Origin of the sequence: Ornithinimicrobium pratense (genome assembly GCF_008843165.1) — a bacterium.
Taxonomy (GTDB): domain Bacteria; phylum Actinomycetota; class Actinomycetes; order Actinomycetales; family Dermatophilaceae; genus Ornithinicoccus; species Ornithinicoccus pratensis.
Genome location: NZ_CP044427.1, coordinates 2375083 through 2398004, shown reverse-complemented (window position 1 = coordinate 2398004; position 22922 = coordinate 2375083). Strand labels below are relative to the sequence as shown.

Genomic DNA, 22922 nt, shown 5'->3' with positions numbered 1-22922 from the left:
TCTATGTCCCTGCAGTTCCCGATCGCCGAAACGACCTTGGACAACGGCCTCCGGGTGGTCGTGAGCGAGGACCACGCGGTGCCCCAGGTGTCCATCAGCCTGTGGGTCGACGTCGGCTCCCGGCACGAACGGCCCGGCCGCACCGGGCTGGCCCACCTCTTCGAGCACCTCATGTTCGAGGGCAGCGAGCTGGTGGGGGAAGGGGAGCACATGTCGCTGCTCATGGCGCATGGGGGCCGCGCCAACGCCACCACCAGCTTCGACCGCACGGCCTACGTCCAGTCGGTCCCGACCGGAGCCCTCGAGCTAGCCCTGTGGCTGGAGGGCGACCGGCACGGTCACCTGCTGCCCGCGGTGACCCAGACCAACCTGGACGTCCAGCGCGACGTGGTGGTCGAGGAGAAGCGGCAGCGCTACGACACCGTGCCCTACGGTCAGGCCCTAGCCCACCTGTGCAGGTTGGTCTTCCCCGAGGGACATCCCTACCACCACACCACGATCGGCTCGATGGCCGATCTGCGGGACGCGACCCTGCAGGACGTGCACGACTTCTACCGCGCCCACTACGGACCGGGGACGAGCGTGCTCACCATGGTGGGCGACCTGAGGCCGCAGGACGGCTTCCGCCTCGCCGAGCGGTACCTGGGCCACCTGGTCGACGGGACCGAGCCCCGGCCGGCAGCCCGGGCCCCCCTTGACCCGCTGCCTGAGCCGCTGCGGCTGGAGCTGAGCGAGGACGTCCCGTCCGAGCGGGTCTACCTCGGCTTTCGGCTGCCCGCCGTCACCGACCCGGACTTCCTGGCCTGTGCCCTGGCCCTCGACGCGCTGGGTTCGCTGTCGGTCTCCCGGCTGCACCGGCGGCTGCTGCGAGGCGAGGAGACGGCGAGCGGGTGCTCCGCCTCGGCGCTGGGGCTCCGGGACGGCACTTCCCTGGCGTTGCTCGTGTTCGATGTCACCGACGGCACCGACCCCGAGGTCGTGGAGCAGGCCGTGGCCGAGGAGCTGACGACCTTCGCTCGGCAGGGCCCGACACCGGCCGAGCTCGAGGCCTCGCGCGCGGACACCGAACGGTCCTGGCTGGAGGCGCTGGCCACCCACGACGAGCGCGCGGAGCTGATCAGCCGGGCCGCGCTGATCTTTGGCGATCCCGCGCACGTCAACACCTACCTCGACCTGGTGGACGCGGTCTCGGCCGAGCAGGTGCGGCAGGCAGCCGCCCGGTGGCTGGCGCCAGGCGCGGCCGCCACCCTCGTCTACCGGCAGGAGCGGGTATGAGGCGCGCCGCGCCGTCGTCCGCCGCGACGCCAAGGATGATCGACCGCCCGACCGTCGCGCCTCCGGCAGTGTGGTCGTTCCCGCAGCCGCACGAGGTGCTCCTGCCTGGCGGGCTCCGCCTGCTGCTGGTGGACCTGCCGGGCCAGCACGTTCTCTCGCTGCGCGTGGCGCTCAGGGCACCCGTCTCGCACGAGGCGCGGGGGACCGAGGGCGCGACCCTGCTCATGGCGCGCGCGCTGGACGAGGGCACCCGGCTGCACTCCGACGAAGAGCTCGCGGACCTGATGGAGAGGCACGGGATCGCGTGGGGCGCCGGCGCCGGCGAACGCGGCGTCCACCTCGGCCTGGAGGTGACGGCCCGCCACTTCGACGTCGCCCTCGAGCTGCTCAGCGAGGTGCTCACCGAGGCGACCTTCCCCCAGCCGCAGGTGGCCCGGCTCGTGCGCCACCGCCTCGCCGACATCGATCACGAGCTCGCCGACCCGGGCGCCAGGGCGGCACGGGAGTTCATGGCCGTCTACTACGACGAGCGCGACCGGCCGTGCCGCCCCCTCGGCGGCACCCGGGCGTCGGTGCGGGCGCTGACCCCGAGCACCTCATCGAGCGGCATACCACCCTGTCCGCGCAGGGGGGCTGCGTCATCCTGGCCGGCGACCTGTCCAGCCTGGCAGATCCAGAGGGCAGCATCGCCCGGACCCTGGGCGGATGGTCCGGGGCCGCCGTGCCGCCAGGCCCGCCGGGTCGGGCGCGACGGTCGACAGACGCGGCCGGCCTGGTCCTCGTGCCCCGTCCAGGCCTGGCCCAGACTGAGCTCTTCCTGGGCCGCCCCGGCCCCGACCGGCGCACCCCCCATGGGTGGGGCACCTACCAAGCGCTGGGCCTGCTCCTGGGCGGCTCGCCCCATGCCCGGATCGACCGGGTCCTGCGGGAGGAGAAGGGCTACACCTACGGGGTCCGGGCGGGTTTCCGGCCACGCGCCCAAGGAGGCCTCACCGTGGTCGGGGGTGCCGTCCGCTCCGATGCGACGGTGGCCGCCCTGACCGAGCTGCTCCAGATCCTGGACCTCACGGGGGAGGAGCTCGGGCAGGAGGAGGTCGAGCAGGCAGCCAACTTCGTCGCGATGACCGCCCCGGGTCGTTACCTCACCGCCGACGCCGTGGCAGACGAGCTGATGTCCCTGGTCTCCGACGACCTGCCGACGGACACGGTCACCCGGACCATGGACCAGTTGCATGCGCTGACGGTGGAACAGGCCGGTGCGGCGTGGGACGAGGTGCGGCTCGGGCCGGACTGGACCGTCATCGCCGTCGGCGACCCCGACCAGGTCCAGCGCCTGGCCGACCTAGGCCTGGGCCCGGTGCGCACCGGCTCCGGCCCCGGCGACGAACCAGGCTGACGCTCAGCCGGCGGCGTCGGGGAGGGCACCGAGCAGCTGGACGACCTCGTCGTGGAGGTGGCCGTTGCTGCTCACCACCGGGAGTCCGCCGCCGAGCTGCGGTAGCTCGACCGGGGCGCCGAAGGGGTCGGTGACCCGGCCACCGGCCTCCTGCACCAACGGCAGCAGGGCGGCCAGCTGGAGCAGGTCGGCGCGGGCGGTCAGGCCGAGGTCGGTGGCACCCTCGGCCACCAGGGTGTGGCTCCAGAAGTCGCCGAAGGCGCGGGTCCGCCAGGCCCGGTCCGCCAGATGGCCGAAGCCGGCCCCGTGGGGTCCCCGTGTCCAGGTGGCGACGTCGTCGGCGGAGACCGAGCCGTGATCCAGGACCGACACGTCCGAGACCTGCACCTGCCGGGCGCGGGACAGGGCGCGGCCAGTCCAGGCACCTGTGCTCGTCCCCGCCCACCAGCGGCGGGCCAGGGACGGTGCCGCCACGAGGCCGAGGACGGGGCGATCCTCGACCACCAGTGAGATCAGGGTGGCCCAGACGGGCACTCCCCGCACGTAGTTCGCCACCCCGTCCACGACATCGATGGTCCAGCAGCGATCCCCCTGGCCGGTGGGCGGCAGCCAGCGGCCCTCGACCCGGTCCCGCGGACGCGTGCGCTGCAGGTGGTGCCGGACCAGCTCCTCCAGCCGGGCCGTGGCCGGGGTGACGAGGCTGCCCTCTGGTCCGGCCTGCACCTCCAGGTCCGCAGAGCCGAAGAGATCCAGTGCGGTGCGCTCGATCGCGTCCGCGAGGACGTGGGTGAGGCGGAGGTCGTCGTCGTAGCCGTTCACCCGCCCACGGTAGCCCGGCGCTCCCGCCTCAGCCGCGATCCTCACCGGTGCGGCTGCGCAGCAGGCGACGCAGCGACTCCAGCCGGGCCGGGCCGGAGGGCCCCGCGTGTCCCTGGGCCACCCACTCGTCCAAGGCACAATGAGGCTCGTCGTGGCTGCAACCTCGCGGACACCCGTCGGTGCCGGGGGCAAGATCCTCGAAGTGCTCGATGAAGCTGGCCGGGTCGACGTGCCCCAGCCCGAAGGAGCGGACACCGGGCGTGTCCACCACCCAGCCGCCCTCCGGAAGCTCTAGGGCAACGGCTGAGGTGGAGGTATGCCGACCACGGCCCGTCACCGCGTTCACCACTCCGATGGCGCGGTGTGCCTCCGGCACCAGCGCATTGACGAGCGTGGACTTGCCCACGCCGGAATGGCCGACCAGCACGCTGGTGCGTCCGGTCAGTCGTGCGCGAACGGCCTCGACCGATCCTGCCTCCAGTTGCCCGTCCGGGGCGCCCCGGGTCACCAGCGACGGCACGTCCAGGGCCTTGTAGTGACGAAGAAAGTTCTCCGGGTCGGCGAGGTCGGCCTTGGTCAGCACCAGCAGCGGCTCCAACCCGGCGTCGTAGGCAGCCACCAGGCACCGATCGACCATCCGCTCCCGTGGCTCCGGGTCGGCCAGGGCGGTGACGACGACCAGCTGGTCGGCGTTGGCGACGATCACCCGCTCCACCGTGTCGGAGTCGTCAGCGCTGCGGCGCAGCACGGTGTCCCGGTCCTCGACGCGCACGATCCGGGCAAGGGTGTCCGGCTCGCCCGAGGTGTCCCCGACCATCGCCACGCGGTCACCCACGACGATGCGGGACCGGCCCAGGTCGCGGGCGCGCATCGCGACGATCGTGCGGTCCTCGATGCGCGTGGTGTACCGGCCGCGGTCCACGCCGACGACCACCCCCACCACCGCGTCCTCGTGCGCAGGTCGGTCCTTGGTCCGGGGGCGGTTGCCCTTGCGCGAGGGACGGGTGCGCACCGAGGACTCGTCGAGATGGTCGTAGCGTCCGCTCACCGCTCCTCCTCGCGCTGCAGCTCGGTGTGGGCAGGGCCCTTCGAGCGGCCATCCGAGGGGCTGTTGATGGAGACGCCGTCGCCTGCGGCGCTCGCGATGGAAGGAACCCCGCCTTCCGCGCTTGCGACCACCGTGCTCCAGACCCGGTCGAAGCCGGGGTAGGTCTTGCCCACGGTGGCGACGTCCTCCACCAGAACGCCCGGGGCCACTGCCCCGACGACGGCAGCGAACATCGCCATCCGATGGTCGTGGTAGGTCCGCAGCCGGGCCGGACGCAGCGGCGCTGGCTCGATCTCCAGCCCGTCCGGCGTCTCCCGGGCCCCCGCGCCCAGGCGGGTGATCTCGGTGGCCAGTGCGGTTAACCGGTCCGTCTCGTGACCGCGCAGGTGTCCGACGCCCCGCAACCGACTCGGCCCGTGCGCCACGACGGCCAGCGCGGAGACCACTGGGGTCAGCTCACCGACCTCGCCCAGGTCGAGGTCGACGCCGCGGAGCCGCCCGCCCGGTGCGCCGTGGACGGTGAGCGTGCCGACGGCCAGCTCGGTGCGGGCGCCCATGGCCTCGAGCACCTCTCTCATCCGCTCACCGGGCTGGCTGGTTGCAGAGGGCCAGCCCGGGACGCACATCCGCCCACCGGTCACTGCCGCCAGCGCCAGGAACGGGGCGGCCGAGGACAGATCAGGCTCAACCTCGATCTCGAAGGCTCGCACCGGCCCGGGATGCACTCGCCAGCTGGTGGGGGTGGGGCGGTCCACGACGACCCCGACCCGGTCGAGCACCTCGAGGGTCATCTGCACGTGCGGCAGGCTGGGCAGCACGGAGCCGGTGTGCTCCAGGTGCAGCCCCGCAGGGTATGCGCTGCCGGCCAGGAGCAGGGCGGAGACGAACTGCGAGCTGGCCGAGGCGTCGATCCGCACGCGCGGGAGAGCAGGTGGGACCAGACCGGAGTCGGCCCCCGCATCCGGGACAGTCGGCCGTCCTGGCTCCAGAGGCTGTGCCGACCCCGCAGGACGACCGCGCCCGATGCCGCGGACGGTGAACGGCAGGGTGCCTCGTCCTTCGTCGTCGACCGCCACGCCGAGGGCGCGCAGCCCGTCCAGGACGGGGCCCACGGGTCGGGCCAGGGCGGAGTGGTGACCGACGAACCGGACCGGCCCGTCGGCCAGCGCGGCGAGCGGGGGCACGAACCGCATCACCGTGCCGGCCTGACCGCAGTCGACCTCGACCCCGGAGGTGAAGCTCCTCTCCAGGGGTGGCTCGACCACCCAGCGGTCGTCCTCGGAAGTGTCGATCCGCACCCCGAGGATGCGCAACGCCCCCACCATGTGCTCGGTGTCGCTCGAACGCAGGGGGTGGTGCAGGGTGCACGGCCCGTCGGCGAGCGCCGCGAGGACGAGCCAGCGGTTGGTCAGCGACTTGCTCCCCGGGACACGCACCTGCCCGTCGACCGGGCCGGCCGCGCAGGGCGCCGCCCAGGTCGGTGGTGCGACGTCGGGCGTCGGCGCGGTCATGACGTCGGGGCTCCTGTGCGGTGCGGGGTGCCGCCCACGCTAACAACCGGGGCCTGTGGGGCGAGGTGCTCGCCGGGGTTGTCTTCCTTGGGGCCACCCTGAGGCGACTCGCTCGGGGGGACGTTGGCGTCTAAGAAGGTGCAGACGTGCTCCCTCAGGGCGGTCAGGTGGCGCGTGGGGGAGTGGTTGCCGGGCACCTCGTGAAGGGTCAGTGCTTCGGGCAGCGGGTCACCGACCGCCTGGCGGATCTGGGATGGGGTCCCCATCGGATCCGCTCTGCCCTGGACGATGAGGGTAGGGATGCCGGCACGCAGGGGGGTGGCCAGCTCTTCGACCCGGCTGCGTTCGGGCTTGCCGGGCGGGTGCAGGGGGAAGGCCAGGGTGACCACCGCCCTCGGCGGCTGCGCCGGTCCGTCCACGCTGGTGCGGCAGGCCACGCGTGCGCCCGCGCTGCGTCCGGCATACACCCACGGCCGGGGCAGAGGGGTGCCGTCCGGGGCCTGTCCGCCCTCGGCGAGCACGGCCACCACCTCCGACCAGGCCCGATCGAGGGTGGGCGGGGCGGTGGCCACCTTGCGGCCCGCGACCCGCCAGGGCTGGTCGACGAGCACTACCGTCCACCCTGCGACGGTCAGCTCCAGCAGCGCCAGGACGTCGGCCGCGTCCCGCTGCCCCCCGGCACCGTGCCCGACCAGCACGGTGCCCCGCGCCGGTCCGGCGAGGGCGGGGAAGACGCGGACCGCAGCCGGTCCCTGGCTGGTGGGGATGGACTGCGCGGCCACCTCCGTTGGTGCCGAACTCGCCTGCGCCCGTCCCTCCGCCTGCGCCGACGCCTCTGTCCCCTTGCGCGCCTCCGACGCCTCTGTCCCCTCGCGCGCCTCCGACGCCTCTGTCATCCGCCGATCACCTCGCCGGTCACCGGGTCCACGACCCCCTCCAGCTCCTCTGTCGGTACGGGCTCCAGCAGCTGTGGGCCGTTGTTGCGGGTGCTTCCGACGGCCTGCCCGATAGGCCATGCCTCGAACCGGCCGGGCCCGTGGTCGGTCGCCGCCCCGAGCAGGTCCTGCACCCGGTCCGAGGAGGTCAGTCCCGGGTCCAGCCAGTCCGTCCACGCGTCGGGTTCCAGCACGAGCGGCTGACGGTCGTGAATGCGGTCCAGCCCGGGCTCGGCCGCCCGGGTGAGCACGGTGTAGGAGACGATCCAGGACAGCGGGTCCTCCGTCGGGGCAGCCGGGTCCTTCCAGAACTCGTACAGCCCTGCGAGTGCCAGCGGCGCTCCGTCGCTGCGGGTGATGAAGAAGGGCTGTTTGCGCGGTTTGCCTGCTCGAGTCGTGGCCACCGGGCTGGCCTGCCACTCGTACCAACCCGTGATCGGCACCAGGCACCGTCGCGCGGCGGCCGCCTTGGCGTACGCGGGCTTCTCCAGCACGGTCTCGACGCGGGCGTTGGTCATCCGGGCGCCCACGGAAGGGCCCTTGGCCCAGGACGGCACCAGGCCCCAGGTGAGCAGCCGCAACTGCCGGACGGGTATGCCGTCCCCCTCACCCCGCGGCACCCGGGTGAGCACGATCGGCGCCTGCTTGCTGGGCGCCATGTTGTAGTCCGGCTCCCCGGCAGGTGGGTCCTGAGGGCTTTTGAGCACGCTGCCGGAGCGCTCGTCCGTCGCGTCCACCTCGACCTCGTAGAACTCGACCAGCTCGTCAGGGTGGGCGCTGGCTGCATACCGGCCACACATCAGCCGCTCACTGTCGGTAGGAGGAGAGGAAGTTGCCCAGGCGGTCCAGGGCCGCCCGGAGGTCGGTGGCCCAGGGCAGGATCACCAGCCGCAGGTGGTCCGGGGTCGGCCAGTTGAAGCCCGTGCCGTGCACGACAAGAATCTTCTCCTGCTCAAGCAGGTCCAGGCAGAGCCGGAGGTCGTCGTGGATCTGGTGCACCTCCGGGTCGAGGCGGGGAAAGGCGTAAAGGGCCCCCTGCGGCTTGACGCAGCTGACCCCCGCCATCGCGTTGAGCATCGACCAGGCCATGTCGCGCTGCTCGAGCAGCCGCCCGCCGGGAGCGAGCAGGGCCTCGATGCTCTGGTGCCCGGAGACCGCGACCTGGATCGCGTGCTGGGCGGGCACATTGGGGCACAGGCGGGTGGAGGCGAGCAGCTCGATGCCCTCGAGGAAGCCACGGGCGTGGGTGCGAGGGCCGGTGATGGCGACCCAGCCTGCGCGGTAACCCGCCACCCGGTAGGTCTTGGACAGCCCGTTGAAGGTGAGGCACAGCAGGTCCGGGGCCAGCGTCGCGAGGGAGTGGTGCCGTGCGTCGTCGTAGAGGATCCGGTCGTAGATCTCGTCGGCCATGAGCAGCAGGGAGTGCTCGCGGGCCAGCTCGACCAGCTGCTCCAGCACCTCCCGGGAGTACACGGCGCCGGTGGGGTTGTTCGGGTTGATCACCACAAGGGCCTTGGTGCGCGGGGTGATCTTGCTGCGGATGTCCTCCACGGAGGGGTTCCACTCGTCGGTCTCGTCGCACAGGTAGTGCACGGGGGTTCCCCCGCTCAGGCTGGTCGCGGCCGTCCACAGTGGGTAGTCCGGGGCCGGCACGAGCACCTCGTCACCGGGGTCGAGCAGGGCTTGGAGGGTCATCATGATCAGCTCGGAGACGCCGTTGCCCAGGTAGACGGAATCCACGTCTAACTCGGGGAAACCCGGTTCGTCCTGGTAGCGGGACACCACTGCGCGCCGTGCCGAGAGGATCCCCTTGGACTCGGAGTAGCCCTGTGCCATGGGCAGGGCGGCGATCATGTCGTGCAGGATCGTGTCCGGGGCCTCGAAGCCGAACGTCGCGGGGTTGCCGATGTTGAGCTTGAGGATGCGGTGTCCCTCCGCCTCCAGCTGCGCGGCGCGGGCCGCCACGGGCCCGCGGATCTCGTAGAGGACGTTCTGCAGCCTGACCGGCTGGGTCAGCGGGCGCAGAGGGACGGTTCGGGTGCGGTCGCTCACCCCCTTATCGTCCCACCGGCCTGCTGAAGAACCCCGTGGGGTGGTCGGGACACGCCGGGCGGAGCAGCCGGGCGGGAATGCCCTGCCGTGACCGGTGCGTTGCCCCGGATGTCCGATATCCCTTCTGAGGAGGCCGAGTGCTCATCACCTCTGTCACCCCCGGCGAGCGTGCCGGCGCCAGCGCCGTCGCAGAGCATCACGGGCTAGGCTGGACGACGATGACTAGCGAAGACCCGACGCTCGAGGACCTGGACGCCCTGGCTCAGGCAGAGGCGGACTCCACGGTCGACGTCGCGACCGAGACACCGCAGGACCGCGCAGCCCGGTTCGAGCGCGAAGCCATGCCGCTGCTGGACCAGATGTACAGCGCCGCCCTGCGCACGACGCGCAACCCCACCGACGCCGAGGATCTGGTCCAAGAGACCTACGCGAAGGCGTTCGCCGCCTTCCATCAGTACCGGCCTGGCACCAACCTCAAGGCCTGGATGTATCGCATCCTGACCAACACCTACATCAACTCCTACCGCAAGAAGCAGCGCCAGCCGCTGGAGTCGGACGCGGCGGAGATCGAGGACTACCAGCTGGCCCGCGCTGCGTCCCACAGTTCCAAGGGGCTGCGCTCCGCGGAGACCGAGGCGCTGGACCACCTGCCAGACAGCGACGTGACCCGCGCCCTGGCCTCCATCGGCGAGGACTTCCGTCTGGCCGTCTACCTTGCCGACGTGGAGGGCTTCGCCTACAAAGAGATCGCGGAGATCATGGACACCCCGATCGGGACGGTGATGTCCCGCCTGCACCGGGGTCGCAAGCAGTTGCGCGAGCTGCTCACCGACTACGCCGTCGAGCGCGGCTTCGTCAAGGCCGAGGCGGTGCAGTCATGAGCACCCACCCGGAGCACAGCCCAGAGGGCACGCCCTGCGCCGACGTGGTCCTGCGCCTGTTCGAGTTCGTCGACGACGAGACCGAGCCGCTGGACCGTCACCGGATACAGGCTCACCTCGACGAGTGCAGCGCCTGCCTGGCCGAGTACGAGATGGACCTGCTGCTCAAGGCTCTGGTGCGCCGGGCCTGCGCCAGGCAGTCCGCTCCCGCCGAGCTGCGCGCCCAGATCTTGACCCGGATCACCATCGTGCACCGCACCGACGGCTGACCGGCGCCAGCAACAGCAACAGCCTCGACACGAATGGCTCAGGGCCGACCGGATCCGGTCGGCCCTGAGCCAATCTGCTGCGCCAGTCGGTCAGGCGTTGGGGCGACGACCGTGGTTGGCACCGCTCTTCTTGCGTGCACGACGCTTGCGGCCACGCTTGCTCATGGTCCCTCCTCCGGGTGTGGACAACTTCTCTATTGTCACACACCCCGGGAAGTGTGATCTACGCCACACAATCGGTAAAGACTTGTCCACGGGCGACCTGCAAAGATGCCCAACGGGCGTGACTTATGACACTCTTAGTGCAAGGTGTCGACACACGGGCCGTCGGCACCGCTCCATCCCTGTGGAGCAACCGAACGAGAGGACCCTATCGTGTTCCAGTTGCTTGCCGACCTCTTCTCCACCGGTGTCCTCGACACCCTGTCCAGCGTCATTGACATCATCACCTGGGAGGCATGACCTCTAAGGCGCAGGAGGGGGGCGTGAACCGAATAGGTTCACGCCCCCCTGCCTTGTCTGTCGTCATACTGATCTTCGCGCTGGCGACCATCGCCTTTGCTGCCGGCTGGTGGGGCTGGCTCTGGGTAGGGGCCACGGACCAGGTCGAGGTGCGGGTGCTAGTCCCGCTGGGCCTGCTGGGAATCCTGGGAGTGGTCCTACGGGAGCGGGCCCTGGGGCCGCACCTTGGCGTTTCGCTGGGCATGGTGGTGCTCGCCGCCGCGATCCCTCTTGCCGGCCCGCACGGGGCCGCCTTGGTCGGCCTGGTGTCCTTTATAGCGGACTATCGGCAACGTGACTGGCGGGCCTGGCTGTTCAACGCGGCCATGACGGCGGCAGTCGGGGGCGTCGGCGGGCTGACTTATGTGGCTCTGGGTGGCGCTGTCGGGGCGCAGGCTGCTGACCTGAGGGGGCCGGCGCTCCTGACGCAGGTCGGGGTGCCTCTCCTGGTGGCTTACGCCGTGATGACCCTCACCAATGTGTTGGCACTGGGCGTCATGTCCGCATTGATGAGGGGGACGCGGGTGCTGGACTTCGCCTGGCGGGCCTTGCAAGGCGTGGGCTGGGGTTATCTCACCCACGTCGTGATCGGCTTTCTGTTCGTCGTCCTGTGGGGACCCGCGCGGCTAGAGACAGTCGCTGCGGTCTTCGTCCTCGGTCCACTCTTTATCGCGCACTGGGCCATCGGCCGAGAGGCCCTCGCGCGGCGTGAGCATCAGGAGACGGTCGCCACCTTCGTGGCGGCGCTGGAGCAGTCCGATGCCTCCACCGCCGGGCACAGCGCCCGGGTCGCCACCCTCGCGGAGGCGCTCGGTGGAGTAATAGGGATCCACGGCAAGGCGGCCGAGGCGCTGCGTTACGCCGCCCTGCTGCATGACATCGGTCTGGTCGCGGCCCGGTCATGGGAGCCGGACGACATCGACGAGGCCAGCTATCTCACGGCGCTCAGCACCCACGCCGATGCCGGGGTCGAGGTCCTACGCGGCCTGGACTTTCTCGCCGAGGCGGCGCCCGGCATAGCCCACCATCACGAGCGGTGGGACGGGCGTGGTTACCCGGCAGGGCTGGCGGGGGAGGACATCCCCCAGGCCGCCCGTGTCATTGCCGTTGCCGACGCCTTCGACGCACTGACGGTGGCGCCCGAGGGGGCGCGGCTCACGGCCCAGGAGGCACTGGTCGAGCTGGAGGGACGGGCAGGGACGCAGCTGGACCCGGTTGTGGTGGAGGCTTTGTGCGCCCTGGCCAACCGTCCTCGAGGGCTCCCGGTGCCGGAGCCGACGCAGCCAGCACCCGATGCCCCGGCACGCGCTCTGCCCGACCATGACCACCCGCTGATCAGCGACGCCTTCGCACAGTGGCAGCCCGAGAGCATCGGACGACCGCTGTGACCTTGACCCTGGCGCTCGTCGGCCTGCTGGTCATGGTGGTGGGCGAGGCCTGGCGGATCTCCCCGTCGGACACCTTGCGTGAGTCGCCCCTCACCCACGCCGCCGCCGTGGCGCTGGCCATGTCGGCCGCATGGCCTATGCCGCGAGAGCATCCGGACGGACTCAGCGGACTCCTGGGCCCCGCGTTGCTCGTGGTTGCGGCGGTGCTGCTGGCGGCGGTGGCGCGCAGACAGCGACCCCTGCTGACACACCTGGCCAAGCTCCTGGTTGCCACCCTCGTCGCCGGCGTCCTGGCGCGCATCCCAGCCCCGAGCGGGATCTCCCTGCTCCAGGCGGTTGCGCAGGATGAGGGTAAACCGGGTGTCGAGGGTGGGGCTGTCCTCGTGGCGACCGCCCTCCTTCTGGTCGCTATCGCTGCGCTCGTCCTTCCTCTCCTGGCGGCCGCCGCCCGACGCAGCCTTACCGGCCACACCTCTATGCGGCGGCAGCTTGCCGAGGACCTCGGCCGGCACGGGCCCCTGACCCTGGCCACCGCCACCACCGCCGCCGTCATGACTATGGCGCTGCCCGTCCTCGGCCCTGCCAGCCTGGTGCTCTTCCTTGTCCCGCTCGTCGTCTTGCAGTTTGCCGTCGGTCAGCAACGGGAGATCAGGGCGGCCCAGGCGCAGACCGTGGGGGCGCTGGCCCGCCTCACCGACCAAGCCGGTCTCACTGCACCCGGTCATGGCGAGCGGGTGGCCGCGCTCGCCGTGCCCGTGGCGCGCGATGTGGGTGTCGGCGAGGAGGATCTGCGCGACGTGGAGGCGGCAGCGCTGCTGCACGACCTTGGCCAGGTGGCCCTGACCTCCCGGATCCCGGGGGGTGCGACGATCGAGATCTCGCGCCGGGACCAGCGGGGGGTTGCGGCCGCCGGTGCGGCGATCCTGGCCCGGACCGCCCAGCTCTCCTCGTTGTCGGCTTGGGTCGCGGACGCCGGTGTCCCGCACTACCGGGCCCTGGAGCGGGGTGACGTGGCGCTCCCTTCTCGCGTCATCCGGGTGGTCTCTGCCTACGACGACCTGACCGGTCACCGCACCCCGTTGACCGGTGCCGTAGACCCGGTGCCGGCGCTGGACCGGCTCATGCGCAACGCGCCGCACGACTACGACCCGCAGGTGGTGCTTGCCCTGATCCGTCACCTGGAGAGGCGAGGTGTCATCAGCCAACGGCAGGCGGAGCAGTTGCGCGACTGAGGGTCTCCCCAGGGCCCGGCGTTAGCCTGTGCGGGTGCTGCTCGCCATCGACACCGCCACCCACGCCATCGGGGCCGCCGTCCACGACGGCCGGGACGTGCGCGCCCGCGTCGTTCGGGAGGACGCCCGCAAGCACGCCGAGCTGCTCACCCCGGCGATCGAGGAGGCGTTGCGGCAGGCCGGGCTGCACCGCGACCAGCTCACGGCGGTCGTCTGCGGCGTCGGGCCCGGGCCGTTCACTGGCCTCCGCGTGGGGGTGGTGACCGCCCAGGTCCTGGCGCACGCCCTGGGCCTCCCTGCACCGCAAGGCATCTGCTCCCTCGATGCCTTGGCGCATGCCGTCCGGGACCGGCACCAGGGCGAGCTGCTCGTCGCGACTGACGCCCGTCGCAAGGAGGTCTACTGGGCCCGCTACCGCGTGGACCAAGGCCGGGCCACGCGGGTGGCTGGCCCCGGCGTCGCCCGCGCCGCAGACCTGCCCCGCGAGGTCCGCGAGCTTCCTGTCGTCGGCCGTGGCGCCCTTCTGTATCCAGACGCCCTGCCCCACCTGCTTCCCGACGGCCCCCGCGACGTCGATCCCGGAGAGCTCGCGGACCTTGCCGTCAGGCTGCGTGCCGGCGCCCATCCCGACGAGGACGCAGCGCTGCTCCCGCCCGAGCCGCTCTACCTGCGCCGCCCCGACGCCGTCGCGCCCGCTGGCATGCCGACGTCCGGCGAAGGGTAAGCAGTGGAAGCCATGCAGCTGCGGGAGGCGGACTGGCGCGACCTGGCCATGATGGCCGCGCTCGAGCGCGAGATCTTCCCCGACGACGCCTGGAGCGAGGCCACCATGTGGGCCGAGCTCGCCATGCGCCCGCGCCGCGCCTACCTCGTGGCCGACGATGGCGTTGGAGGCTCGAGTCTGGTGGGCTATGCCGGCCTCGACCTAGCCGGTGACGTGGCGGACGTGATGACGGTTGCCGTTGACCCTCGAGCCAGGGGCCGGGGTCTGGGCGCCGCGCTGCTGGCCGGTCTGCACGGCCTGGCCCGTGACGCTGGCTCCCGTGCGGTGATGCTGGAGGTCCGCGCCGACAACGAACCCGCGGTAGGGCTCTACGGCGCCCACGGTTATGAGGTGCTCCGCACCCGGCGGGGCTACTACGGCGACCCCGCGGGCGGCCCGGCCCGGGACGCCCTGATCATGCGCAAGGAGCTGGACGAGAATGGCTGAGCACGGACCTCTGGTGCTGGGTGTGGAGACCAGCTGCGACGAGACGGGAGTGGGCATCGTGCGCGGCCGCACCCTGCTGACCAACGCAGTCGCCAGCAGCGTCGACGAGCATGCGCGCTTCGGCGGGGTCGTGCCAGAGGTGGCCAGCCGCGCCCACCTGGAGGCTATGGTCCCCACCCTCCAGCGCGCCTGTGAGGAGGCCCGCGTCAGGCTCACAGACGTTGACGCCATCGCGGTGACGGCCGGCCCCGGGCTGGCCAGCGCTCTCGTGGTCGGTGTGGCGGCAGCCAAGGCTCTTGCGCTCGCCCTGAACAGGCCGCTCTATGGCGTCAACCATCTCGCTGGTCACGTGGCGGTGGACGTCCTTGAGCACGGGCCCTTGCCGGAGCCGCTGATCGCCCTGCTCGTCAGCGGCGGCCACTCGAACCTGCTCATGGTCCGGGACATCACGCAGGACGTGGAGTCCTTGGGCTCCACCCTGGACGACGCTGCGGGGGAGGCGTTCGACAAGGTCGCCCGGGTCCTGCAGCTGCCTTACCCGGGGGGGCCGCACATTGACCGGGTCGCCACCGACGGGGATCCTCGGGCCATCGCCTTCCCCCGCGGGCTCACCTCCGGGCGGGACGTGGAACGGCATCGGTTCGACTACTCCTTCTCGGGTCTGAAGACCTCCGTGGCTCGGTGGGTCCAGCAGCGCGAGGCTGCGGGTGAGCCGGTCCCCGTGGCCGACGTCGCTGCCAGCTTCCAAGAGGCGGTGGCGGACGTGCTGACTCGCAAGGCCGTCGCGGCCTGCCGGGAGCACGGGGTCGAAGACCTGCTCATCGGGGGCGGGGTCGCGGCGAATAGCCGGTTGCGGACACTCGCCGAGGAGCGCTGCGCGGCGGCGGGGATCCGGTTGAGGGTGCCGCGACCCGCTCTGTGCACCGACAACGGGGCGATGATCGCGGCGTTAGGCGCCGAGATGGTGATGCGCGGACGGACTGCCTCCAGATTGGACCTGCCCGCCGACTCCTCCCAATCCATCGAGTTGGTCCAGGTCTGACTCAAGGCCCCGGCCGGCCGGTCGTCGGCCCTGCCGGCGTCATCTGACTGGCGGGTGGACCCCTGTCCCTGCGTCAGAAGGGGGGGTGGGCCGTCGTCGTAGCGGCGGTCTTGGATGGCTTGCCAGGGGCTCTGGCTGGGGGGCGGGTGACGCGACCCTCCACATGTCGCGCAGATGGGGGCCACCGCGTCCAGCGTCAGCTGATGAAGCCGGCTGCGGTCAGGTTGAGATGATCCTCGCCGAGGCGCCCACCACAGGCTCCACCACCACGGCGACGGGCGTCCCAGCCACCCTGGTCAGCACCAGCACCGCCTCGGTGGCGTCCCGCCCCGGGCGCAGCCGCAGGTCGGCACGAAACTGGTCAGGGTCGGTGGGTACGCCCCGCTTCTTGATCGTCACCCGACCGACCCCCCGCTCCCGCAGCCAGCCCCTCACCGTCTTGGCGTGCAGGGGGAGTGCCTCGCGCACGGCATACCAGCGCGCCCAGGGCAGGGCAGTGACCGTCGGCGCACTGACGTAGCCCGTGCCTGGGTCAAGCTCCTGGCCCTCTGTCCGAGCGGTCAGGGCGTCGATGCGGCCGGCAGCCAGCACCGCGCGGTCCGGCTCGACGAGGAACGGCCCCAGATCCGCGAGCCCGCTGAGGGGCTCCGCTTCGCTGTCCGCGGCGCCGACCTCGGTCCACCGCACGCCGCCATGCGTGTCCGTCGCACCGATCACTGCCTTTCGGCCGGGGCTGCGGACCGCCGCCCGCCACCAGAGGGCGCACTCCACCACGCTGCCGTCGACGGAGACCCACTCGGCTTCGGTGCCGGACGGGAGATGGGCGTGCGGGAAACCGGGGGAGAGCTTGGCGCCGGTGGCGGCGGCGGTCGCAGCCACCTGCTGGACCACGGCCCAGGAGGGCGACAGCTCCTCCAGCCGGAACACCCGTCGGGTCCGGCCCCGCACGTCGGCCACGCCGGGGGTGCGGCGCGCTGGATCCAGGAACGCACCGTCGTGCGGACCGACAGGTGCCTCCGTGGCGTCCCCTAGCCAGACCTCGGCCACATCCAGGTCCGCGAGGTTGGCACGGGCCGCGACCGCCACCGCAGGGTCGCTCTCGACCGCCGTCACTCGCAGGCCAGCCTCGGCCAGGCCGCGGGCGTCCAAGCCGAGCCCGCAGCCCAGGTCCCAGACGTGCTCGAGACCGGCCTGGCGCAGGCGCAACGCTCGGCGCGCGGCGACTGGCGGCCGGGTCGCCTGCTCCAGGCCGTCCTGAGTCAACAGCAGCTGCTCGGCCAGCGGGCCGAGCCGGACGCGCGCCGCGGCCCGCAGCCGCGACTGCGTCAATGCCGCGGCCACCAACGCAGGGTCGTGGCCCTCGGTCCGCAGGCGGGTGCCCAGGGCCAGGGTGCTCGCCTCGGCGTAGGGCGGCAGCGAGGCGAGCAGCTGGGCGCCCTCGCCCTCGGTGAGGCGCGCCAGCAGGTCGGCGTCCGGGCGGTCCATGCCCGTCATTGTCCCTGCCCCAGAAGGGGCGGGGGCCGGCAGTGGCGCGGTCGCGGATAGATTGGGGGTATGGCTCTGCTCTCGCGCGCTGCGCACCGGCTCCTGCGACGAGGGCGTCGCGCCGCACTGGTCGCCGGCGGCGCCACCCTCGGGGGCAGTTGGCGTTGGCTGGCGGCATCATGGTCGCCGACGCCATCCGTAAGCAGCGCGACCATGCGGACGACAAGGTGCCGGAGCACCAGCCGCATACGGCACAGGTGCAGGAGATCGAGCTGAAGACCTACACCTACGGGCAGCACCTCTACGACGACATGATCGAGGCCATCGACCAGGCCAAGGACTTCGTGTACCTCGCCTCCTACATGTGGAAGGGCGACAGGGTGGGGCAGGCCATCAAGGATGCGGTCGTCCGGGCGGCCGACCGCGGTGTCCTGGTCTGCGTGGTCTTCGACGGATTCGCCAACTTCGTCGTCCCCCGGGAGTTCAAGACCTTTCCCGAAGGCATCCACGTCCTGCGCTTTCCCGTCCTCCGCACGGCCGTCCCGATCATCGACATCCGGAGCACCGGCCGCGATCACCGCAAGATCTTGGTGGTGGACGGCCGCGTCGGCTTCGTCGGCGGTTACAACATTGGCTCGCTCTACGCCGACAGCTGGCGGGACACCCACGTCCGGGTCACCGGCGCGGCGGTGTGGGAGCTGCAGAACTCCTTCGTCGACTTCTGGAACCGACACCGCGGTGCCCGCTCACGCCGGCCGGAGTTGCCCGACAGCGGCACGTGGCGCTGGAACGGGTCCATCCACGCGGCCCGCAACGAGCCGAGCCGGATGATCTACCCCGTCCGGGGCCTCTACCTGGAGGCCATCGACCGAGCCTCCCAGCGGATCTGGATCACCCAGGGTTACTTCATCCCCGACAGGGAGATCAAGGACGGGCTGCTGGCGGCGGCCACGCGAGGGGTGGACGTCCGGGTCATCCTGCCCGAGCGGTCGAACCACGTCCTGGCCGACGTCGTGGCCCACTCCTACTTCGCCGAGCTGCTCGAGGGTGGGGTGCGGCTGTTCCACTACCGGGACGTCATGGTGCACGCCAAGACGATGACCGTCGACGGGCAGTGGGCGACCATCGGCACCGCCAACATCGACCGGCTGTCGCTGCAGGGCAACTACGAGATCAACCTGGAGATCATCGACCCGGACCAGGCCGAGGTGATGGAGCAGATCTTCCGCACCGACCTGGAGAGGTGCACCGAGGTGGAGCTGGACCAGTGGCGCGAGCGTGCCTGGTACCGCAAGGGCGTGGAGCGCTTCCTGCGCCCGCTGCAGTTCATGCTCTGAGCCCTGCGACGCGCGGATCCTGGCACTCGGCTTGACCGAGTGCTAACCGGCGGCCTAGATTCGACTTAGCACTCAGGGCACGCAAGTGCCAGCCGCGAGCGCCAACCGATCCCCGCGACGGCGGTGGGCGCCTGCGGGGAGTGGCAGCACGCACCACGACCACACCGGCCGGTGGACACCACCGGCTGGACCACGAAAGGGAAGGTAACCGTGTCGGTTTCCATCAAGCCGCTCGAGGACCGCATCGTTGTCCAGGCCGTCGAGGCCGAGCAGACCACCGCCTCCGGCCTGGTCATCCCGGACACCGCCAAGGAGAAGCCCCAGGAGGGCGAGGTCCTGGCAGTTGGCCCCGGCCGCTGGAACGAGGACGGCGACGAGCGTGTCCCCATGGACATCAAGGTCGGTGACCGCGTCATCTACTCCAAGTACGGCGGCACCGAGGTCAAGCACAGCGGCACCGAGTATCTGATCCTGAGCGCGCGCGACGTGCTCGCCATCGTTGGCTGACAGACCCGCGAGGACACGAGCTTGCGAGTGTCCATCCTCGGGCTGACCAGCTCTGATTCTTCGTGAGCCGCCCCGCCACACCCGCCCGTGCGGCGCGGTGAGGCGGGGCGCTCGCATGACTGACCACATACCACCGAAAGGAGCTGTGCGCCGATGGCGAAGCAGCTGCAGTTCAACGACGACGCCCGCAAGGCGTTGGAGCGGGGCGTCGACGCCCTGGCCAACGCGGTCAAGGTGACGTTGGGCCCCAAGGGCCGCAACGTCGTCCTGGACAAGAAGTGGGGCGCGCCCACCATCACCAACGACGGTGTGACGATCGCCCGTGAGGTCGAGCTGGAGGACCCCTTCGAGAACCTGGGTGCCCAGCTGGCCAAGGAGGTCGCCACCAAGACCAACGACATCGCCGGTGACGGCACCACCACCGCGACCGTGCTGGCTCAGGCCATGGTCAAGGAGGGCCTGCGCAACGTGGCCGCCGGCGCCGGCCCGGCCGCGCTCAAGCGCGGCATGGACCAGGCCGTGACCGCTATGTCCGACCGGCTGCTGGAGACCGCCCGAGAGATCGAGGGCCGGGACGAGATCGCCCAGGTCGCCAGCCTGTCCGCTCAGGACACCACGGTCGGCGAGCTGATTGGCGACGCCTTCGACAAGGTCGGCAAGGACGGCGTCATCACCGTGGAGGAGTCCTCCACCACGGCGATGGAGCTGGAGTTCACCGAGGGTATGCAGTTCGACAAGGGCTACCTCTCGCCGTACTTCGTGACCGACACCGAGCGGATGGAGTCGGTCCTGGAGGACGCCTACGTGCTGCTGCACCAGGGCAAGATCTCCAAGGTCTCCGACCTGCTCCCGCTGCTGGAGAAGGTCGTCGGTGCCGGCAAGCCGCTGGTGATCGTCGCCGAGGACGTCGAGGGCGAGGCGCTGTCCACCCTCGTGGTCAACAAGATCCGCGGCACCTTCAACGCGGTCGCCGTCAAGGCCCCCGGTTTCGGTGACCGCCGCAAGGCGATGATGCAGGACATGGCCATCCTCACCGGCGGTCAGGTCATCACCGAGGAGATCGGGCTGTCTCTGGAGACCGCTGACCTGGACATGCTGGGCACGGCCCGCCGCGTGGTCTCCACCAAGGACTCCACGACCATCGTCGAGGGCGGTGGCGACCACCAGGCCGTCACCGACCGGGTGGCCCAGCTGCAGGCCGAGGCCGCCTCCACCGACTCCGACTGGGACCGCGAGAAGCTGCAGGAGCGGATCGCTAAGCTCGCCGGTGGCGTGTGCGTGATCAAGGTCGGCGCCCACACCGAGGTCGAGTTGAAGGAGAAGAAGCACCGGATCGAGGACGCAGTCTCGGCGACCCGGGCCGCGATCGAAGAGGGCATCGTCGCCGGTGGCGGCTCCGCCCTCATCCACGCAGCCGGTGCCGTCGACGAGCTGGGCCTGCAGGGTGACGAGGCCGTGGGCGCCAACATCGTCCGCAAGGCCGCGCAGGAGCCGCTGCGCTGGATCGCCGAGAACGCCGGCCTCCAGGGTTACGTGGCCACCACCAGGGTCTCCGAGCTGCCCGCCGGGCAGGGCCTGAACGCCGCGACCGGGGAGTACGTTGACCTGCTCGCCGCCGGGGTGATCGACCCCGTCAAGGTCACCCGGTCTGCGCTGCGCAACGCCGCCTCGATCGCCTCGATGGTGCTGACCACCGACACCTTGGTCGTGGAGAAGCCGGAAGAGGACGACGACGACCACGGGCACGGGCACAGCCACTGATCCTGGCTCGCAGGAACGGGTCTGATCGGCCCTGACCGGACCTGCACGAGGGCCCCGGCGCACCATGCGCCGGGGCCTTCGCCGTCCCCGGACATCTCGGGCAAGGTCGAGTCAGTCGGGTATGCGGCAGGTCTCGGTCAGCGGGTGCGGTTGCGGTCCACCTCGGCGTAGTGGGCAGCCCGCTCCTCCTCACTCATGCCGCCCCACACGCCGTAGGGCTCGCGCACGGCCAGGGCATGGGTGCGGCACTGCTCCAGCACGGGGCAGGCTGCACAGAGTTCCTTGGCGCGCTGGTCGCGGCGCCGCCGGGCCGGGCCTCGCTCACCCTCGGGGTGGAAGAAGACCTCCGGGCTCGTGGTGCGGCACAGACCCTGGAACTGCCACTCCCACAGCTCCGCGAGAGGGCCGGGTTGGCTCATCGCCTCAGTCACGCCAACCTGCTCCTTCCGGTGGGAACCTGCCGGGCCCACCTGGCCGCCCGCGGGGCGCCGGTCGGGCGCTGGTGCCGCGGAGTCGTGCTCCGTTCTTGCTGCCCCGGCGCCGGCCTGTCGGCCCTGCCCCGGTGTGCTGCGAACGTTACCCGAGGCGCCGGGCTCAGCGGGGAACGCGGCCGGTGTGGGCACCCGGGTGGGCGGCGGCGCAGGTCTGGGGCGGGCGGCGGCACAGGTCCCGGGTTGGCGTCGGCTCTTGCCGTGAGGCGACCTACACTCAGAGGATGATGTCTGGCGACCTGCCCGCCCTGCCCGACGCCTTCGCCCGGGTCGGCCTCACTTACGACGACGTGCTCCTGCTGCCGGGGGAGACCGACCTCACCCCCGACCAGATTGACACGACCAGCCGGATGACCCGCGAGATCTCGCTGAAGGTCCCGTTGATCTCCGCCGCCATGGACACCGTCACCGAGTCTCGGATGGCGATCGCGATGGCCCGCCAGGGCGGCATCGGCATCCTGCACCGCAACCTGTCGATCGAGGACCAGGCCTACCAGGTCGACCTCGTCAAGCGCACCCAGACGGGGCTGATCAGCAACCCGGTGACGATCGGGCCGGACGCCACACTGGAGGACCTGGACCGGGTCTGCGGGGAGTACCGCGTCTCCGGGCTGCCCGTCGTGGACGAGGCGGGCCTGCTGTTGGGCATCTGCACCAACCGTGACCTGCGCTTCGTCCCCGTCGCCGAGTGGGAGGACACCCTGGTCCGGGACGTCATGACCCCGATGCCGCTGGTGACCGCGCCGCCGGACGTCTCGCGCGAGGCGGCGACGGCGATCCTGCGGGCGCACAAGCGGGAGCGGCTGCCCCTCGTGGACGCCGACGGCCGCCTGCAGGGGCTGATCACGGTCAAGGACTTCGTCAAGAACGAGCAGTACCCCCGCGCCTCGCAGGACGCCCAGGGCCGTCTGCTCGTCGGTGCTGCGATCGGCTACTTCGGCGACGCTTGGGAGCGGGCGACCACCCTGATCGACGCCGGGGCCGACGTCCTGGTCGCCGACACCGCGCACGGGCACGTCCGGCTGCTCATCGAGATGGTGTCCCGGCTGAAGAAGGACCCGGCGACCCGGCACGTGCAGGTTGTCGGCGGCAACGTCGCCACCGGGGAGGGCGCTCGGGCCTTCGTCGAGGCCGGGGCGGACGCGGTCAAGGTCGGGGTCGGGCCGGGGGCGATCTGCACCACCCGGGTGGTCACCGGCGTGGGGGCCCCGCAGCTGACCGCAGTGCACGAGGCCGCCATGGCGATCCGGGGCAGCGGCGTGCCGGTCATCGCCGATGGCGGGATGAAGTACTCCGGCGACATCCCCAAGGCCCTGGTGGCCGGGGCCGAGTCGGTGATGATGGGCTCCATGCTGGCTGGCTGCGAGGAGGGTCCGGGCGACCTGATCTTCGTCAACGGCAAGCACTACAAGGCCTACCGGGGCATGGGTTCGCTCGCGGCGATGAGCTCGCGGGGCAAGGCGTCCTTCTCCAAGGACCGTTACTTCCAGGCCGAGGTGGCCAGCGACGACCAGTTGATCCCCGAGGGCGTCGAAGGGAAGGTGCCCTACAAGGGTGCCGCCAGCTCGGTGGTCCACCAGATGCTGGGCGGCCTGCGACAGGCCATGTTCTACGTCGGGGCCCAGACGGTGCCGGAGCTGGCTGAGAAAGGTCGCTTCGTGCGGATCACCCAGGCCTCTCTGCAGGAGTCGCACCCGCACGACATCGAGATCACCGCCGAGGCACCGAACTACAGCTGACCCCGGGCGGCCGGGTGTCGGTGACCGGGAGCGGCCCCGTCAC

Annotated in this window: 23 protein-coding genes; 13 read left to right on the top strand and 10 right to left on the bottom strand. The window is 71.3% G+C overall.

Annotated features, from left to right (window positions below; translation table 11 throughout):
* Window positions 1-3 precede the first annotated feature (3 nt).
* Window positions 4-1275, top strand: coding sequence for a M16 family metallopeptidase (locus FY030_RS11005; RefSeq protein ID WP_158061546.1), 1272 nt, complete (start codon window positions 4-6; stop codon window positions 1273-1275).
* Here the strand turns inward: FY030_RS11005 and FY030_RS11000 are convergent.
* Window positions 1254-1745: a hypothetical protein gene (locus tag FY030_RS11000; protein WP_158061545.1), complete on the bottom strand. Its 492-nt coding sequence runs from the start codon at window positions 1743-1745 to the stop codon at window positions 1254-1256. The genes FY030_RS11005 and FY030_RS11000 overlap by 22 nt on opposite strands.
* A gap of 71 nt (window positions 1746-1816) precedes the next feature.
* Here FY030_RS11000 and FY030_RS10995 point away from each other — a divergent pair, with 71 nt between their 5' ends.
* Window positions 1817-2671: a M16 family metallopeptidase gene (locus tag FY030_RS10995; RefSeq protein ID WP_158061544.1), complete on the top strand. Its 855-nt coding sequence runs from the start codon at window positions 1817-1819 to the stop codon at window positions 2669-2671.
* Between the two features lie 3 nt (window positions 2672-2674).
* Here FY030_RS10995 and FY030_RS10990 read toward each other — a convergent pair whose 3' ends face one another.
* From FY030_RS10990 to FY030_RS10965, 6 genes are read right to left on the bottom strand one after another with little or no spacing between them, the layout of a single operon-like run.
* Complete coding sequence (locus FY030_RS10990) at window positions 2675-3490, bottom strand: inositol monophosphatase family protein (protein ID WP_158061543.1); 816 nt, start codon at window positions 3488-3490, stop codon at window positions 2675-2677.
* A gap of 28 nt (window positions 3491-3518) precedes the next feature.
* Entirely contained in the window at window positions 3519-4538 is a 1020-nt protein-coding gene (gene rsgA, locus FY030_RS10985) for a ribosome small subunit-dependent GTPase A (RefSeq protein WP_158061542.1), read from the bottom strand.
* Window positions 4535-6049, bottom strand: a complete 1515-nt coding sequence (locus FY030_RS10980; protein WP_158061541.1) for a 3-phosphoshikimate 1-carboxyvinyltransferase — start codon at window positions 6047-6049, stop codon at window positions 4535-4537. Before FY030_RS10980 ends, rsgA begins: the two co-directional genes overlap by 4 nt.
* Window positions 6046-6945 carry an alpha/beta hydrolase family protein gene (locus tag FY030_RS10975; protein ID WP_158061540.1) on the bottom strand — a complete coding sequence of 300 codons (900 nt, stop codon included), beginning with the start codon at window positions 6943-6945 and terminating at the stop codon, window positions 6046-6048. Before FY030_RS10975 ends, FY030_RS10980 begins: the two co-directional genes overlap by 4 nt.
* Complete coding sequence (locus tag FY030_RS10970) at window positions 6942-7784, bottom strand: SOS response-associated peptidase (RefSeq protein ID WP_158061539.1); 843 nt, start codon at window positions 7782-7784, stop codon at window positions 6942-6944. Before FY030_RS10970 ends, FY030_RS10975 begins: the two co-directional genes overlap by 4 nt.
* Window positions 7785-7791: 7 nt before the next feature.
* Window positions 7792-9036 carry a pyridoxal phosphate-dependent aminotransferase gene (locus FY030_RS10965; protein WP_158061538.1) on the bottom strand — a complete coding sequence of 415 codons (1245 nt, stop codon included), beginning with the start codon at window positions 9034-9036 and terminating at the stop codon, window positions 7792-7794.
* 218 nt (window positions 9037-9254) lie between these two features.
* Here FY030_RS10965 and FY030_RS10960 point away from each other — a divergent pair, with 218 nt between their 5' ends.
* Both FY030_RS10960 and rsrA read left to right on the top strand, forming a co-directional pair.
* Window positions 9255-9917, top strand: coding sequence for a sigma-70 family RNA polymerase sigma factor (locus FY030_RS10960; protein ID WP_158061537.1), 663 nt, complete (start codon window positions 9255-9257; stop codon window positions 9915-9917).
* Complete coding sequence (gene rsrA, locus FY030_RS10955) at window positions 9914-10186, top strand: mycothiol system anti-sigma-R factor (RefSeq protein WP_158061536.1); 273 nt, start codon at window positions 9914-9916, stop codon at window positions 10184-10186. The genes FY030_RS10960 and rsrA overlap by 4 nt, the downstream gene beginning before the upstream one ends.
* A 90-nt stretch (window positions 10187-10276) precedes the next feature.
* Here the strand turns inward: rsrA and FY030_RS17355 are convergent, their stop codons facing one another.
* Window positions 10277-10351: a 50S ribosomal protein bL37 gene (locus FY030_RS17355; protein ID WP_158062787.1), complete on the bottom strand. Its 75-nt coding sequence runs from the start codon at window positions 10349-10351 to the stop codon at window positions 10277-10279.
* A gap of 350 nt (window positions 10352-10701) precedes the next feature.
* Here FY030_RS17355 and FY030_RS17085 point away from each other — a divergent pair, with 350 nt between their 5' ends.
* From FY030_RS17085 to tsaD, 5 genes are read left to right on the top strand one after another with little or no spacing between them, the layout of a single operon-like run.
* Window positions 10702-12075 (top strand): HD-GYP domain-containing protein, encoded by a 1374-nt coding sequence (locus FY030_RS17085; RefSeq protein WP_158061535.1) that lies wholly within the window; start codon window positions 10702-10704, stop codon window positions 12073-12075.
* Window positions 12072-13307, top strand: a complete 1236-nt coding sequence (locus tag FY030_RS10940; RefSeq protein WP_158061534.1) for an HD-GYP domain-containing protein — start codon at window positions 12072-12074, stop codon at window positions 13305-13307. The genes FY030_RS17085 and FY030_RS10940 overlap by 4 nt, the downstream gene beginning before the upstream one ends.
* A 34-nt stretch (window positions 13308-13341) precedes the next feature.
* Entirely contained in the window at window positions 13342-14031 is a 690-nt protein-coding gene (gene tsaB / locus FY030_RS10935) for a tRNA (adenosine(37)-N6)-threonylcarbamoyltransferase complex dimerization subunit type 1 TsaB (protein ID WP_202879695.1), read from the top strand.
* A gap of 12 nt (window positions 14032-14043) precedes the next feature.
* A complete protein-coding gene (gene rimI, locus FY030_RS10930; RefSeq protein WP_158061533.1) occupies window positions 14044-14517 on the top strand; it encodes a ribosomal protein S18-alanine N-acetyltransferase in 474 nt (157 codons plus the stop codon).
* Window positions 14510-15559 (top strand): tRNA (adenosine(37)-N6)-threonylcarbamoyltransferase complex transferase subunit TsaD, encoded by a 1050-nt coding sequence (tsaD, locus tag FY030_RS10925; RefSeq protein ID WP_158061532.1) that lies wholly within the window; start codon window positions 14510-14512, stop codon window positions 15557-15559. Before rimI ends, tsaD begins: the two co-directional genes overlap by 8 nt.
* Window positions 15560-15778: 219 nt before the next feature.
* Here the strand turns inward: tsaD and FY030_RS10920 are convergent, their stop codons facing one another.
* Window positions 15779-17044, bottom strand: a complete 1266-nt coding sequence (locus FY030_RS10920; RefSeq protein WP_158061531.1) for a class I SAM-dependent methyltransferase — start codon at window positions 17042-17044, stop codon at window positions 15779-15781.
* Window positions 17045-17202: 158 nt separating this feature from the next.
* Here FY030_RS10920 and FY030_RS10915 point away from each other — a divergent pair, with 158 nt between their 5' ends.
* The 3 genes from FY030_RS10915 to groL all read left to right on the top strand — a co-directional run bounded on the left by FY030_RS10915 (window position 17203) and on the right by groL (window position 20649).
* Window positions 17203-18381: a phospholipase D-like domain-containing protein gene (locus tag FY030_RS10915; protein WP_238348239.1), complete on the top strand. Its 1179-nt coding sequence runs from the start codon at window positions 17203-17205 to the stop codon at window positions 18379-18381.
* 210 nt (window positions 18382-18591) lie between these two features.
* Window positions 18592-18888 carry a co-chaperone GroES gene (groES, locus tag FY030_RS10910; RefSeq protein WP_158061530.1) on the top strand — a complete coding sequence of 99 codons (297 nt, stop codon included), beginning with the start codon at window positions 18592-18594 and terminating at the stop codon, window positions 18886-18888.
* 153 nt (window positions 18889-19041) lie between these two features.
* Window positions 19042-20649 carry a chaperonin GroEL gene (gene groL / locus FY030_RS10905; RefSeq protein WP_158061529.1) on the top strand — a complete coding sequence of 536 codons (1608 nt, stop codon included), beginning with the start codon at window positions 19042-19044 and terminating at the stop codon, window positions 20647-20649.
* A 137-nt stretch (window positions 20650-20786) separates the two neighbouring features.
* On the opposite strand, the gene FY030_RS10900 is transcribed toward groL, so the two are convergent.
* Window positions 20787-21080 carry a WhiB family transcriptional regulator gene (locus FY030_RS10900; protein WP_420371856.1) on the bottom strand — a complete coding sequence of 98 codons (294 nt, stop codon included), beginning with the start codon at window positions 21078-21080 and terminating at the stop codon, window positions 20787-20789.
* A gap of 284 nt (window positions 21081-21364) precedes the next feature.
* Between FY030_RS10900 and guaB the strand changes: the two genes are divergently transcribed.
* Window positions 21365-22879, top strand: a complete 1515-nt coding sequence (gene guaB, locus FY030_RS10895; RefSeq protein ID WP_158061528.1) for an IMP dehydrogenase — start codon at window positions 21365-21367, stop codon at window positions 22877-22879.
* Window positions 22880-22922: the final 43 nt, after the last annotated feature.

Excerpts from the sequence above, each read along its gene's own strand:
- groL (WP_158061529.1), top strand. The coding sequence starts at position 19,042 with ATGGCGAAGCAGCTGCAGTTCAACGACGACGCCCGCAAGGCGTTGGAG.
- FY030_RS10920 (WP_158061531.1), bottom strand. The coding sequence starts at position 17,044 with ATGGACCGCCCGGACGCCGACCTGCTGGCGCGCCTCACCGAGGGCGAG.
- guaB (WP_158061528.1), top strand. The coding sequence starts at position 21,365 with ATGATGTCTGGCGACCTGCCCGCCCTGCCCGACGCCTTCGCCCGGGTC.
- tsaD (WP_158061532.1), top strand. The coding sequence starts at position 14,510 with ATGGCTGAGCACGGACCTCTGGTGCTGGGTGTGGAGACCAGCTGCGAC.
- rsrA (WP_158061536.1), top strand. The coding sequence starts at position 9,914 with ATGAGCACCCACCCGGAGCACAGCCCAGAGGGCACGCCCTGCGCCGAC.
- rimI (WP_158061533.1), top strand. The coding sequence starts at position 14,044 with ATGCAGCTGCGGGAGGCGGACTGGCGCGACCTGGCCATGATGGCCGCG.
- FY030_RS10980 (WP_158061541.1), bottom strand. The coding sequence starts at position 6,049 with ATGACCGCGCCGACGCCCGACGTCGCACCACCGACCTGGGCGGCGCCC.
- FY030_RS10975 (WP_158061540.1), bottom strand. The coding sequence starts at position 6,945 with ATGACAGAGGCGTCGGAGGCGCGCGAGGGGACAGAGGCGTCGGAGGCG.
- FY030_RS10970 (WP_158061539.1), bottom strand. The coding sequence starts at position 7,784 with ATGTGTGGCCGGTATGCAGCCAGCGCCCACCCTGACGAGCTGGTCGAG.
- FY030_RS11005 (WP_158061546.1), top strand. The coding sequence starts at position 4 with ATGTCCCTGCAGTTCCCGATCGCCGAAACGACCTTGGACAACGGCCTC.
- FY030_RS10960 (WP_158061537.1), top strand. The coding sequence starts at position 9,255 with ATGACTAGCGAAGACCCGACGCTCGAGGACCTGGACGCCCTGGCTCAG.